The organism is Pantoea leporis, assembly GCF_028048155.1.
GTDB lineage: Bacteria > Pseudomonadota > Gammaproteobacteria > Enterobacterales > Enterobacteriaceae > Pantoea > Pantoea leporis.
Map to the genome: position 1 here is coordinate 62,893 of NZ_JALMEU010000003.1, position 13,849 is coordinate 76,741.

The window sequence follows — 13,849 nt, forward strand, 5'->3', positions numbered from 1 at the left end:
GCGAGTAATAACGATAACCATTATCAAGTTACATCGCGCATGCGACGACGTTGAACAGTGAAGGTTTAGAACGCTATGCGCCAGATTCGTGCATTAGCAGGCTCAGGGATTCTGCTCTTGCTCCTCATCGCGCTCAGCTTAATGCTGGGGGCAAAATCAATACCGCTTCCCGATGTTTATCATTCGCTTACCACCTCCTGTCACAGCGCGGAGTGCGTCATTGTGCGTGATGCGCGCCTGCCGCGTACGCTGGCCGGTTTGCTGGCGGGCGTGGCGCTCGGCCTCGCTGGTGCGTTGATGCAGAGCCTGACGCGCAATCCGCTGGCCGATCCCGGCATTCTTGGCGTCAACGCCGGAGCAGGTTTCGCGGTGGTAATTGGCATTGCGCTGTTCGGTGCTGACTCGCCGGTGGATTGGCTCGGCTTCGCCTTTGGCGGCGCGCTGCTGGCGTCCGTGCTGGTGGCGATGACCGGCGCGATTGGCGGCGGGCGCGTCAATCCGGTGCGTCTGACGCTGGCCGGCGTGGCGCTGGGCGCGGTGCTGGAAGGATTAACTTCTGGCCTGTCGCTGCTCAATCCCGACATCTACGATCATCTGCGCTTCTGGCACAGCGGCTCGCTGGATATTCGCAATTTCACTACGCTGCGCACGCTGTTCCCAGCAGTGCTGATCGGCAGTGTGGTCGCCATTGCGCTATCGCAGGCGCTGAACAGTTTGAGTATGGGCGGCGACATGGCGACCGCGCTCGGCACGCGGGTGGCGCGCACCCAGCTGCTGGGCCTGCTGGCGATTGCGCTGCTGTGCGGCGCAGCCACGGCAGCGGTGGGCCCGATTGCCTTTGTCGGTTTGATGACGCCGCACTTTGCCCGCTGGCTGGTGGGCAACGATCACCGCTGGATGCTGCCTGCGACCGCGTTAATCACGCCGATTTTGCTGCTCGCCGCCGATATTCTTGGCCGCCTGCTGGTGGCGGGTGAGCTGCGGGTTTCCATCGTCACGGCGATGCTCGGTGCGCCGATGCTGATTGTGCTGGTGCGCCGTAAATTGGGCCGGGGTGCACTATGACGCGTCGTGTCGGGTTACATACGCTTTGGCTGCTGTGCGCCTGCGCTCTGCTGGCTTATCTGGCGATGACGCGCGGTGCATTGCAGATCAGCAGTGATCAAACCTGGCAAATTCTGCTCGGGCAGGGCGCCAGCAACGTCAAACTGATCGTGCTGGAATGGCGCTTGCCGCGCGTGCTAATGGCGCTGCTGATTGGTGCGGCGTTAGGCATCAGCGGCGCGATTTTCCAGTCGCTGCTGCGTAATCCGCTTGGCAGCCCGGACATTCTCGGTTTCAACACCGGCGCTTACAGCGGCGTGCTGGTGGCGCTGGTGCTATTTAATCAAAGCGTCACGGCGATGACCGGCGCAGCGTTGATTGGCGGCATCGCCACGGCGGCGCTGGTCTATCTGTTTGCCTGGCGCAACGGCGTAGAGACCTTCCGGCTGATTATCGTCGGCATCAGCGTGCGCGCGCTGCTGATGGCGTTGAATTCCTGGCTGATTATCAGCGCCTCGCTGGAGTCGGCGCTGAGTGCGGGTTTGTGGAGCGCCGGATCGCTCAACGGCATTACCTGGGCGAAAACGCCGCCGGTGATTGCGGTGCTGCTGCTGGCGTTACTGTTGATGGCGCTGCTGGCGCGGCGGATGCGTTTGCTAGAGATGGGCGACGATACCGCCTGCGCGCTTGGCGTGCCGGTGGAGCGCAGCCGCATGTGGCTGATGCTGATTGGCGTGGTTCTCACGGCGGCGTCAACCGCGCTGGTCGGGCCGATTTCGTTTGTCGCGCTGCTGGCGCCGCAGATTGCCCGGCGTCTCGGCGGCGGCGTTAAAGGTGCCTTGCCGCTGGCGGCGCTGTGCGGCGCGCTGTTGCTGATTGCTGCAGACTTCGCCGCACAGCATCTGTTCCTGCCATATCAATTACCGGTTGGCGTGATAACCGTCATTCTCGGTGGACTTTATCTGATTGCTTTACTGGTGCGGGAGGCGCGACGCCAATGACCGATATCCCTTCACGTCTGCGCGGCGATAGCCTGACGCTGGGCTATGACAAAAAGGTGGTGGCAGAGAATCTGTCGGTAGCGATTCCGCAAGGTGAGCTGACGGTGATTATCGGCCCTAACGCCTGCGGAAAATCGACGCTGCTGCGCACGTTGAGTCGCCTGCATACGCCGCTGAAAGGTGAAGTGTTGCTGGATGGCGCGGCCATTGCCAGCTATCCCACCAAAGAAGTGGCGAGGCGTTTGGGTTTGCTGCCGCAAAGTTCCAACGCGCCGGCGGGCATCAGCGTCACCGAGCTGGTGGCGCGCGGACGTTATCCGCATCAGGCGCTGTTTGGTCGCTGGCGTGCGGAAGATGAAGCGGCGGTGCAGAACGCGATGCGCGCCACCGGCGTGGCCGATTTGGCCCAGCAGTCGGTGGATACGTTATCGGGCGGTCAGCGTCAGCGCGTGTGGATTGCCATGGTGCTGGCGCAGGAAACGCCGCTGCTGCTGCTGGATGAACCGACCACCTGGCTGGATATCACCCATCAAATTGAGCTGCTGGAATTGATGCAGGAGCTGAATCAACAGCATGGGCGAACGCTGGTGGTGGTGCTGCACGATCTTAATCACGCTTGTCGCTATGCCACGCATTTGATTGCGATGCGTGACGGCAGGATTGTCGCCGAAGGGAAGCCGTCGGAGATTGTGACGCCCGCGTTGATCGAGCAGGTGTATGGCTTGCGCTGCGTGATTGTGGACGATCCGGTGGCGCATACGCCGATGATTGTGCCGCTGGGGCGCGGGGGATAATTAAACACGGTGCGCGCGGGCCCTCATCCCAGCCTTCTCACGCAAGCGGGAGAAGGGGCCGACCCAGCTTGTATGTTACACCCGTTACCACACCTAAACATTCCCTCTCCCGTCAGCGGCTCCTGATTGTTCCCTCTCCCGCTTGCGGGAGAGGGTTAGGGTGAGGGAAAGATCGCTATCCCAACAACCGCTGCAACAACGGTCCAATCTGCTCAAACATCTGCGGTGAAATGATCTCCACGTGGGCGCAATCCATCGGCCACACTTCCAGTTCACCAACATAGGGTGCCCAGGCGCGGCGCGCATCTTGTCCTGGCTGCTGCGTCTGTTCGGCGAGGAACAGCGTGGCGCGACCGTTGAAACGCGCGCTGCGTGCGGTCGCCAGCAGGCGCACCGAACTGGCGTAGTTGGCCTCGATGGTATCGAACATCGCACGCATCTCTTCGCCGGCCTGATGGCGCTGCGCGGCGATAAACTGCTCGCGCTCGCGGTTCACCTCTTCCAGCACCGCCGGATCCAGCACGTTCTCGCCGCGTTTCTCATCCCAGTTTTGCGTTTCTGGTGGCCAGGTATCCAGCAGGCCGAGGAACGCCACCTCTTCACCGGCCGCTTCCAGCCGGGCCGCAATGCCTTGCGCCAGGGTGCCGCCAAGCGAATAGCCGAGGAAATAGTAAGGTCCGTGCGGCTGCACGTCGCGCAGGGTTTGCAGATGGGCGTCGCACACGTCATCCAGATGCGCGCTTTGGTTCAGCGGGCTACTGATATCCGGCGACTGAATGCCGACCAGCGACCAGCGCGCATCGAGATAACGCTGCAGGATGCTGAATTGCCAGGCAAACCCTGACGCCGGATGGAAGCAGAACAGCGTTGGTCCGTTGCCCTGACGCAGCGGCAGCACCGCTTCGAAACCGGCTTGCTGATGTGACTGCGTATCACTGAGCAGCGTTGCCAGCTTCTCCACCGTGGAGGCCACCATGATTTGTCCCACCGACACCGGCTGTTGCAGCTCACGGCGCAGCTGCGCCGCTAAGCGCATCGCCAGCAGCGAATGGCCGCCGAGGGCGAAAAAGTCATCCTGCGCGCTGATTTCCTCGCGCGCCAGCAGCTGACAGAAAGCGTTTGCCAGCGTGGTTTCCAGCCCAGCGTGCGGTGCACGTCCCGCACTGGCGCCGGCGGATGCGGGCAACGGCAGCGCTTTGCGATCCAGCTTGCCATTGCTGCTGAGCGGGAAGGCATCGAGCTGCACAATGGCTACCGGCACCATATGCGCGGGCAAGCGTTGCGCCAGCGCCTGACGCAGCGCGTCGCTATCAACCGGCTGCCCGGCAATCACGTAGCCAACCAGCTGACGCGCATCACCTTGCGCTGCCGTGCCGCCAAGCACCACCGCGTGTGTGACCGCCTGCTCAATGCCGGGCTGCGCGCTGAGCACATGATCGATCTCATTCAGTTCGATACGCTGACCGCGGATCTTCAGCTGATCGTCGCTGCGACCGAGATATTCCACTGCGCCGTTATCCAGCCAGCGCGCTACGTCGCCGGTAAGATACATGCGCTCGCCAGGCATGAAAGGATCGGCGATAAAGCGGCTGGCAGTAAGATCGGGACGGCCGAGATAGCCATGCGCCAGCTGCACGCCGGTTAAGTAGAGATCGCCCGCCACGCCCGGCGGCACCGGCTGCATGCGGGCATCAAGGATGCGCAGGCCGGTATTCCACACCGGGAAACCAATCGGCACGCTGGCACCTTCGACGGCGGCCAGGGCAGCACCAAACGCCGGATACCAGCTGACATCCACCGCCGCTTCGGTTGGGCCATACAGATTGTGCAGCGGCACGCGCGTCAGTTTTTCCCACTCGCGCGATAAATCCGTCGGCAGCGCTTCACCGCTGCAGAACACGTTACGCAGGCTGGCGCAGCAGGCAATTGCCGGTTGATCATCCAGCGCCGCGACAAAGGCCGCCAGCATTGAGGGGACGAAATGCGTGGTGGTGACTTGGTAGCGGGCAAACAGCTGCTGCAGCGCTTCCGGGTCGCGATGGGCTTCTGGCGGTGCCATCACCAACTGCGCACCGACCAGCAGCGGCCAGAAGAATTCCCACACCGAAACGTCGAAGCTGCTCGGCGTTTTTTGCAGCACCACGTCATCGGCTTGCAGCGGATAGCGATCCTGCATCCACAACAGGCGATTGACGATGGCTTCATGCCCCACCAGCACGCCTTTAGGGCGACCGGTCGAACCTGAGGTGTAAATGATGTAGGCGCCATCCTGCGGCGTCGGCGCGCTGGCCGGCTGCGGTGCATGGGCATTGTGATACAGCACATCAAAATGCAGCTGATTGACCGACGCGATGGCGCTGAAGCGCGCGCTGAGCGCTGCGCAGGTGATCAGCGTTTTTGGCGCGGCGTCTTCCAGCATCAGCTGTAAGCGGTCATCCGGATAACCGGTGTCGAGCGGTAAATAGGCAGCGCCGAGCGAAACAATCGCCTGCAGCGCCAGGGAGAGCTGCACTGAACGCGGCAGCGCCACGGCGACAATATCGCCACGCTGCACGCCGGCGGCGCTGAGATCGGCGGCCAGCGCAAACACCTGCTGTTGCATCGAGCGATAGCTAAGCTGATGCTGCGCATCGGCCAGCGCCGGTGCATCGGGGGTGCGTGCCGCCTGCTGCGCTAACAGTGACGCCAGCGTTTCTGCTGGCAGCGGATAGGCGGTTTGGTTGATTGCGGCAATCTGCGCATGCTCTTCGGCAGTGAGCAGATCGAGTTCGCCGCACGGCTGCTGCGGCTGTTGCGCCAGCTGATCGAGCAGCAGGGCAAAGCGGCTGGCATGACGCTGCAAAGTTTGTTCGCTGTAGCGTTCGGCATTGGCCAGCAGCTCCAGCGTCAGTTCACCGTGCTCGCTGATGTAAATGGCGATCTCCAGATCGCGCACCGGCCCGGACGCCAGTTGATGGGTGATGCCTTCCACGCCAGCGAAATCGAGCTGGTAGTCAAACATCTTCAGGTTGATCACCGGACCGTACAGCGGGTCACCATCGCCGAGGCGGCCGAGATCGCGCTGCACCTGTTCGGCGTCATAGCGCTGATGACGACGCATCTTTTTCACTTCACCCGCCAGCTGGGCGGCGAGCGCGCCGATCGGCTGCGTCGGATCGTAATGGATTGCCATCGGCAATACGTTGATCACCGGACCGGTGGCGCACAAGGCGGCCGAGCCGATGCGGCGCATAAAGATGAAGCCAGCGGCAAAGTCGTTTTGCCCGCTGAGACGTGCCAGCCACAGCGCCACCAGCGCAAAGGCGAGATCGGCCGCGCTGGCGTGCGGATGCTGCTGCACCAGCGTCTGGAAGGTGCTGCGATCCAGCGTAACGCTATGGCGCAGCAGATCGGTGCTGGCATGTTGTCCGGCGAGCGGCAGCGGCGAGAGCGAAGCCGGTGAGGGCAGCGCCGCCCCTTTTTCGCGCCAGAACTGGCTGTCACGCGCAAAAGAGGAGGATTCGCGGTAGCGCTGATACTCGTCCACCACTTCGCTAAACGGAATAAACGGCGTCGGTTCAGCGGCTTGCTGACGTACGGCCGCGCTGTAGAGATTGGCGATGCGGCGCGTCAGCGCGGTAAAGCTGAAGCCATCCACCACCAAATGATGGTAGCGCTGATACCAAAACCAATGCTGATCGTCGAGACGGAACAGGCGGTGATGCCACAGCTTTGCGCCGCTCAATACGCGCAGATCGCCATTCATGTCGTCACGCATCAGCGCGCGCGCTTTGGCAGGCGCATCGGCCTCAGCGCGCAAATCGACAATCTGCGGCAGGCTAAAGGCGTGTGGCTGCGGCCACTGCAACGCTTCGCCTTCCACCTCACCAAAGGCCATATTCAGCGTGTCGGCTTCCTGCATGCCCGCAACGATCGCCTTCGCCAACAGGGCGCTATCAATCTCACCGCGCAGTTCGACAAAGTGCGCCACCGCGTAAGCGTTGTGATGAGGTGACAGCTGATCGGCAATCCAGATGCCGGGCTGTGCCGCGACTAACGGCAAGGTTTGTTGGTCGGTCATAGGCTTATTCATCAGGGATTCGGACATGGATGCTCCGGTTTGCTCCACAGCGCTTGCAGGCCATTCAGCAGGCCGCCGCGCCAACAGAGCGCGTCATGGCCGCCTTCCACCGGCAGGTAATTCACCTGATAGCCGGCAGCGCTAAGCTGCTGTTGAAGTTGTTGATTAGCTTGCAGAATCAAGCCTTCGCGTTTGCCCGCTTCGAGCCAGAAACGCAGCGGTTGACGCGGTGCAAGACCGTTATCCAGCGCCTGCAGCAGCCAGCCGTGCGGATTGCCGCGTTCCGGCCACCAGAAGGAGCCCGATAAGCTGAGCGCGTTGCCAAAGGTTTCCGGCCAGTGCAGCGCGGCAAACACCGACGCCAGGCCGCCAAAGCTTTGTCCGGCGACGATGGTACTGTCCGCCTGCTGGCGATAAGGCGTTGATTGTGCAACTTGCGGTAACAGTTCTTGCTGAATGGCTTGCCAAAACTGCGCGTTACACGGCAGCTCGCGGCTGCGGTGTTCGCGGTCAATGATGTCGATAAACAGATACACCGCTGGCGGCAAAGAACCGGCATCAGTGAGCTGCTGCAGCGGTCCGGCAATCGGCATGCTGTGCGCCCAGAATTGCCCGTCAAGCATGATGGCCAGCGGACGCTGTGCGGGATTGGCTGCGCCGGTGGCGTAAATCCACACCTTGCGGCTGTTGCCTAATAGCGCGCTATCCCATTGCTGCTGTTGCAGTTCAATGGTTGGCGCTGTGCCGTTATCCACCGCTTGCCACAGCTGTTGATCGGGCGCGTGAGGCAGATGCAGCGGCGAGACGCCCATGCCGCGACCACCGGACCAGCCACGTAAGCTGTTCAAAGGATCGGCCTGCGCCGTCGGAAATTTGTCGCGCCACCAGTTGCGCAGCGTGGACATGTCGGCAACGCCAGTGAAGTCCGTGGCCTGTTCATCGGGCATCAAACAGTAACTGCCGCGCCAGTTGGCGGGCAGCGAGGTCTGCCAATACCAGACGTTGGTGCCCGCCACACGCATTAACGACTGCGGCGGGCGGCGCTGGTGGTGATCGGTCACGCCGGTAATGTTAATCCACACGCGCTGGGTCGACGATTGCGTCTCATCGCCTTGCGGATCACGCCAGAAGAAAGTGACCTGACATTGGCCATCGTCTACTAACTCAATGCGGGGAATGCCTTGGGATTGTTGCGCCTGCCACCAGGCCGCACTGCCGGTTACATCATTTCGCCAGGTCATAGGGCTGCCAGTCGGTGTTTACGCGGAGATTTACATAAGCCTGATGAATAATACTATTGATAATAATTTGCATTTGCAATAGGGTGACTGCGCTCAAAAATGAGCACGCCTGTTCCGCCAGAGGCTTACCGTTCGGTAAGGTTGCGCTACGGATGGTTTGAAGGGTCTGGAACTGGGCGCGATATGGACAGGGATCTTCTCACCGGCTCGCCAGTTAAGCATTCAACGGCTTTTTGCTGGCCATCCAGGAACGTATAAAATGAAAAATTACTCACGGTTATCGTTAGCCATTCTGATTGAACTGGGGCTCAGCGCCTCACTGCTTTCCAGCAGCGCCTGGGCAGCAGAGACTTCCTCCAGCAAAACCTCTGCCAGCACGACTGACGCACAATCAATGGACGGCGGCACCTTGATGGTCACCGCGCAGCAGCAGAACCTGCAAGCGCCGGGCGTCTCAACCATTACCGCCGACGAAATCAAAAAACATCCGCCCGCGCGTGATGTGTCTGAAATTATCCGTACCATGCCTGGCGTTAACCTGACCGGCAACTCCACCAGCGGCCAGCGCGGTAACAATCGCCAGATCGATATTCGTGGTATGGGCCCGGAAAACACCTTGATCATGGTGGACGGTATGCCGATCACCAGCCGCAACTCGGTGCGCCTTGGCTGGCGTGGCGAGCGTGATACGCGTGGCGACACCAACTGGGTGCCGCCGGAGATGATCGATCACATCGACGTGATTCGCGGACCGGCGGCGGTGCGTTACGGTAACGGCGCAGCGGGCGGTGTGGTGAATATCATCACCAAAAAACAGACCGACCAGCAGTGGCACGGTTCCTGGAATACCTACTACAACGTGCCGGAACATAAAGCGGAAGGCGCCACCAAACGCACTAACTTCAGTCTCGAAGGGCCGCTGGGCGATGATTTTAACTTCCGTTTGTACGGTGGTTTAGCCAAAACCCAGGCCGATGCCTATGACATCAACGAAGGGCATGCGGCGGCGCGCACCGGCAGCTATGCGGGCAGCTATCCGGCGGGTCGTGAAGGTTCGGTGAATAAAGATATCAATGCCTTGCTGAGCTGGGCGTTTGCACCGATGCAGACGCTGGAGCTGCAGGCCGGTTACAGCCGTCAGGGCAACCTGTATGCGGGTGATACGCAGAATACCAACACCAGCGCGCTGGTGAAAAGTCTGTACGGTGATGAAACTAACCGCCTGTATCGCCAGAACGTCTCATTAAAATGGACCGGCGCATGGGATAACGGCGTCAGCACCAATACCTACGCGCGCTATGAGAAAACCCGCAACTCGCGTATCAATGAAGGTTTGGCTGGCGGCACCGAAGGCATCTTCTCTAACAGCGGTTTCAACACCATTCAGCTGGATGACGTGCTGCTGCATAGCGAAGTCAGCATTCCGTTTGAGCTGCTGTTTAACCAAACGGCGACGCTGGGTACCGAATGGAACCAGCAGCGCATGAAGGATGGCTCTTCCAACACGCAGGCGGCGAGCTACGGTGCGGTGCCGGGCATCGATAACACCGGTCGCAGCCCGTATTCCCAGGCAGAGATTTTCTCGCTGTTTGCGGAAGACAACATGGAGCTGACCGATAGCACCATGCTGACGCCAAGCCTGCGTTTCGATCATCACTCGATTGTTGGCAATAACTGGAGCCCGTCGCTCAACCTGTCACAAGGTTTGGGCGATGACTTCACGCTGAAGATGGGGATTGGTCGCGCCTATAAAGCGCCGAGCCTGTATCAGACCAACCCGAACTACTTGTTGTACAGCAACGGTCAGGGTTGTGCGGCCAGCACCGGCGCCTGTTATCTGCAGGGTAACAGCGACCTGAAAGCGGAAAACAGCATCAACAAAGAGATTGGTCTGGAGTGGAAACACGAAGGTTATCAGGCCGGTTTAACCTGGTTCCGCAACGATTATCGCAACAAGATCGAAGCTGGTTACTCGCCTGTGAGCAAAGCATCCAATGGCACCACGGATATTTATAAGTGGGAAAACGTACCGAAAGCGGTGGTGGAAGGGCTGGAAGGCACCGTCAACGTGCCGTTCTCCGACAGCGTGATGTGGAATAACAACTTCACCTATATGCTGCAGAGTAAGAACAAAGAGACCGGCGATCGTTTATCGGTGATTCCGGAATACACGCTGAATTCGACGCTGAGCTGGCAGGCGACGCAGGATCTGTCGCTGCAAACCACGCTGACCTGGTACGGCACGCAGACGCCGAAGAAGTATGATTACAAAGGGAATCTTTCGACCGGCAGCGCAACGGATAAAGTGAGTCCTTACTCAATTATCGGTATGAGCGGTACCTACGATATCAACAAGTACGCCAGCGTCACGGTGGGCATCGATAACCTGTTCGATAAACGTCACTATCGCGAAGGTAATGCGCAAACCACCGGTAACGCCAACACCAACTCTTATCTGTATGGAGCGGGTGCGAATACCTACAACGAATCTGGTCGTACTTACTTTATGAGCCTGAATACCCACTTCTAACGGCGCTTAGCCAATCAGTTGATGCGGTAAATAGCAGCGGGCAATCAGCCCGCTGCGATCTTCACGGTTCACCAGCTCCAGCCTGCCGCGATGCATCTGCACGATGCGCAGCACGATATTCAAACCCAAACCGCTGCCGCCATAACGCTGATCGCGACGACGAAACGCCTGTGTTAGCTCTTCCGCAGCGGCGGCTTCAATACCCGGGCCTTGATCCCACACTTCGATAATCACCTGCTGCTGGTCCTGCTGCATCTTCACCATGACTTCGCTGCCTTCCGGGCTGTAGCGCGAGGCGTTTTCCAGCAGATTGCGCAGCATCAGGCGCAGCAGTACCGCTTCACCTTGCTGCGGCACATCGTCGTTCTGCGGCCAGTGCAGGATTTGCTGACGCTGTTGATACAGCTCGGTCATTTCTGGCTCCAGCGGCTGCATGATGTCCTGTTGCCACTGCAACTGCTGATAGTGACCGCCCGCCAGCGCTTGCCCGGCGCGCGATAACATCAACAGCTGTTCCACGGTGTGCATCAACTGATCGATACGTTCAATTAGCATCTCGCTCTGCGGCACGTTCTGCTGGTGGAGCAGCTCGAGATGCAGGCGCAATCCGGCCAGCGGCGTGCGCAGCTCGTGCGCCGCATCGGCAGTGAACAGGCGTTCCTGCTGCAACGTGTGATCGAGGCGTGAAAACAGTTGGTTGATCGAGGTGGTTACCGCCACGATCTCATCCATTTCGGAGTAGATCGGCAACGGTGTCAGATTATCCGCTGAACGATGCGCAAGGCTGTCCTGCAGCGATTTCAGCGGACGAATAATCCAGTTAATCGCCCAAAACGACAGCAGCAAGGTGAGGGCGACCATGACTAAGGAAGGCAGCAGCAACGAGGCAATGGCTTCACGGATCTCGTTTTCTACCCGATCGTTGCGCGCCTGCGCAGAGAGCGTTTCGTTGACTAAAAAACTGATCTGCTCGCGGCTTTCATGCCACAGCCAGATGGCGCTCATCACCTGACAGGTGAGGAGAATCAGCGCCAGCATAATCAATAACCGCTGACGCATGCTGTTCATTCGCGGATTTCCAGACGGTAACCGACGCCGCGCACGGTTTTGATGCGATCTTTTCCGAGCTTGCGACGCAAATTGTGGATGTGAACTTCGAGAGTGTTGGAGCCGGGATCGTCATTCCAGCTGTAGAGATCCTGTTGCAGCGTTTCGCGGTGTACGTTTTGCCCCACGCGCATCAGTAAGCGGGTGAGCAGTGCGAACTCTTTGGGCGTGATCTCCAGCGGCTGATCTTCCAGCAGAACCTGTTGTGAACTGAGATTGAGTGTCAGATCGCCCTGTTGCAGCAGGTTATCGCTGTGGCCCTGATAACGGCGGATGAGCGCCCGCACGCGTGCCTGCAGTTCAACCAATGCAAACGGCTTCACCAGATAATCGTCAGCGCCGGCATCCAGACCATCAACGCGATCCTCCAGCGCATCGCGCGCCGTGAGGATCAGTACCGGCACCGCAATGCCGTCGCGTCGCCATTGTCGCAGCAGTGATGCGCCATCGCGATCCGGCAAGCCGAGATCGAGCACGATCAGGCTGTACTGACCGCTACGCAGCAGCGCGTTGCTCTCTGCGGCGGTACTGGCGCAGTCGATGGCGTAGCCTTGCGAGCTTAATGCCTGCGCGAGGCCCGATTGCAACAGCGCATCATCTTCAACGATTAGCAGTTTCATCAGTTGTTCTTGTTGATATCCGTATAGAGGCGGCTCTCAAAACGTACCAGCGGAATGCGGCGCGTTTTCTGATTTTCCGGCGGTACCGCGTAACCGGACAGGAACTGGACAAAGGCGACGCGCGCGCCGCTGGAGGTGGTGATGAATCCTGCCAGATTATAGACGCCCTGCAGCGAACCGGTTTTCGCCGAGACTTTGCCATCCAGGCCTGCTTCATGCAGACCGCCGCGATATTGCAGCGTGCCGTCGTAACCGGCCAGCGGCAGCATCGAAATGTAATTCAGCGTCGAATCATTTTTCGCAATGTATTGCAGCACTTGCATCATGGTCTCTGGCGCGATCAGGTCATGACGCGACAGTCCGGAACCATCAACCTGAATGCTGTTGCCCAGATCGACCCCGGCTTTTTCGCGCAGAATGCGACGTACCGCATCTGAACCCGCGCGGAAGGTGCCCGGCACATTGAAGTAATGATGGCCGATGGTGCGGAACACGGTGTCGGCAATCATGTTGTCCGACTTCTTCAGCATAGTGTGCAGCAGCGTGTGCAGCGGCGCTGATTGCGTTGAAGCCAACACGGTACCCGGCGACGTCACTTGCGCCTGGCGAACCAGATGACCGCTGTAATCAATATCGGCGGCGCGCAGCTCGGCTTTAAGTATCTCACCGGCCCACGCAGCACCATCCTGCACGGCAAAGGCCAGCGGTAGCGGCTCTGAACGTTGACGCATGCAGCCGGTTAAGGTGTAACGATTGAGCTCGCCTGGCACCACATCCAGCTCGCAATATTGTCCGTCACCGCTGTTGCGGCCAATGGTGCGCACCTGACTGAACATGTGGGCCGGATAATAGGAGGCGATACGCACAAAGGCGTTTTCGCCCGGCGTATTGGCGCTATACAGCGATACTGAGAAACAGTTTTTATCGACGATGGCCGCTGCCGGTGGCGCACTGAAGCACTGCGTCAAATCGTTCCACGGCCAGCCTGGCGCCATATCGTGGCTGGCGAACACCGAGGTGTCGATCACCAGATTGCCCTTAATATGGGTGATGCCCTGCTTTTTCAGCGCCGTGACCATGTTGCGCAGATCCTGGCGGCTCAGCGTAGGATCGCCGCCAAATCGTGCCACTAAATCGCCATTCAGGGTGCCATCATTGACCGCTCCTTTGGTTTCCATTGTGGTCTGGAAACGAAAATCGGGCCCGAGCTCTAATAAAGCCGCCAGCGCTGTCACCACTTTCATGGTGCTGGCCGGTAACGCCATCTGTTTGCCGTGATAATCGATTATCGGGGTGGATGCGCCCACTTTTTGTACCATCAGCGCCAGGTTTGCGCCGTCTGGCAAATACTGCATGTATTCTTCAACGGGAGCTGCTTGTGCCTGCAGCATAAACGCACAGGTTAATCCGGTAACAAGTCGTGAAAATCGCATAATCTCGCGGTAACTGACG

Annotated in this window: 9 protein-coding genes; 4 read left to right on the forward strand and 5 right to left on the reverse strand. The window is 59.5% G+C overall.

Annotated features, from left to right (window positions below; translation table 11 throughout):
• Positions 1 to 75: 75 nt before the first annotated feature.
• From fepD to MWH02_RS11220, 3 genes are read left to right on the forward strand one after another with little or no spacing between them, the layout of a single operon-like run.
• A complete protein-coding gene (fepD, locus tag MWH02_RS11210; RefSeq protein WP_192235870.1) occupies positions 76 to 1,065 on the forward strand; it encodes a Fe(3+)-siderophore ABC transporter permease in 990 nt (329 codons plus the stop codon).
• A complete protein-coding gene (fepG, locus tag MWH02_RS11215) occupies positions 1,062 to 2,045 on the forward strand; it encodes an iron-enterobactin ABC transporter permease (protein WP_271460649.1) in 984 nt (327 codons plus the stop codon). Before fepD ends, fepG begins: the two co-directional genes overlap by 4 nt.
• Positions 2,042 to 2,839 (forward strand): ATP-binding cassette domain-containing protein, encoded by a 798-nt coding sequence (locus MWH02_RS11220; RefSeq protein WP_210080944.1) that lies wholly within the window; start codon positions 2,042 to 2,044, stop codon positions 2,837 to 2,839. The genes fepG and MWH02_RS11220 overlap by 4 nt, the downstream gene beginning before the upstream one ends.
• A gap of 175 nt (positions 2,840 to 3,014) precedes the next feature.
• Here the strand turns inward: MWH02_RS11220 and MWH02_RS11225 are convergent, their stop codons facing one another.
• Complete coding sequence (locus MWH02_RS11225; RefSeq protein WP_271460650.1) at positions 3,015 to 6,926, reverse strand: enterobactin synthase subunit F; 3,912 nt, start codon at positions 6,924 to 6,926, stop codon at positions 3,015 to 3,017.
• Positions 6,911 to 8,140, reverse strand: a complete 1,230-nt coding sequence (gene fes / locus MWH02_RS11230; protein WP_271460651.1) for an enterochelin esterase — start codon at positions 8,138 to 8,140, stop codon at positions 6,911 to 6,913. The genes MWH02_RS11225 and fes overlap by 16 nt, the downstream gene beginning before the upstream one ends.
• A 259-nt stretch (positions 8,141 to 8,399) precedes the next feature.
• Between fes and MWH02_RS11235 the strand changes: the two genes are divergently transcribed.
• Complete coding sequence (locus MWH02_RS11235; RefSeq protein WP_110868070.1) at positions 8,400 to 10,670, forward strand: TonB-dependent siderophore receptor; 2,271 nt, start codon at positions 8,400 to 8,402, stop codon at positions 10,668 to 10,670.
• A gap of 6 nt (positions 10,671 to 10,676) precedes the next feature.
• Here the strand turns inward: MWH02_RS11235 and pmrB are convergent, their stop codons facing one another.
• The 3 genes from pmrB to dacB are packed head-to-tail and all read right to left on the reverse strand — an operon-like array spanning position 10,677 to position 13,830.
• Entirely contained in the window at positions 10,677 to 11,738 is a 1,062-nt protein-coding gene (gene pmrB / locus MWH02_RS11240) for a two-component system sensor histidine kinase PmrB (RefSeq protein ID WP_271460652.1), read from the reverse strand.
• On the reverse strand, positions 11,735 to 12,397 hold the full coding sequence (gene pmrA, locus MWH02_RS11245; RefSeq protein WP_101762257.1) for a two-component system response regulator PmrA: 663 nt from the start codon (positions 12,395 to 12,397) through the stop codon (positions 11,735 to 11,737). The genes pmrB and pmrA overlap by 4 nt, the downstream gene beginning before the upstream one ends.
• Entirely contained in the window at positions 12,397 to 13,830 is a 1,434-nt protein-coding gene (gene dacB, locus MWH02_RS11250) for a serine-type D-Ala-D-Ala carboxypeptidase (protein WP_137386837.1), read from the reverse strand. The genes pmrA and dacB overlap by 1 nt, the downstream gene beginning before the upstream one ends.
• Positions 13,831 to 13,849: the final 19 nt, after the last annotated feature.

What these genes read in the sequence shown, in the direction of transcription:
- fepD (WP_192235870.1), top strand. Translation starts at nt 76, where the DNA reads ATGCGCCAGATTCGTGCATTAGCAGGCTCAGGGATTCTGCTCTTGCTC.
- MWH02_RS11225 (WP_271460650.1), bottom strand. Translation starts at nt 6,926, where the DNA reads ATGTCCGAATCCCTGATGAATAAGCCTATGACCGACCAACAAACCTTG.
- pmrA (WP_101762257.1), bottom strand. Translation starts at nt 12,397, where the DNA reads ATGAAACTGCTAATCGTTGAAGATGATGCGCTGTTGCAATCGGGCCTC.
- pmrB (WP_271460652.1), bottom strand. Translation starts at nt 11,738, where the DNA reads ATGAACAGCATGCGTCAGCGGTTATTGATTATGCTGGCGCTGATTCTC.
- fepG (WP_271460649.1), top strand. Translation starts at nt 1,062, where the DNA reads ATGACGCGTCGTGTCGGGTTACATACGCTTTGGCTGCTGTGCGCCTGC.
- fes (WP_271460651.1), bottom strand. Translation starts at nt 8,140, where the DNA reads ATGACCTGGCGAAATGATGTAACCGGCAGTGCGGCCTGGTGGCAGGCG.
- dacB (WP_137386837.1), bottom strand. Translation starts at nt 13,830, where the DNA reads ATGCGATTTTCACGACTTGTTACCGGATTAACCTGTGCGTTTATGCTG.
- MWH02_RS11235 (WP_110868070.1), top strand. Translation starts at nt 8,400, where the DNA reads ATGAAAAATTACTCACGGTTATCGTTAGCCATTCTGATTGAACTGGGG.
- MWH02_RS11220 (WP_210080944.1), top strand. Translation starts at nt 2,042, where the DNA reads ATGACCGATATCCCTTCACGTCTGCGCGGCGATAGCCTGACGCTGGGC.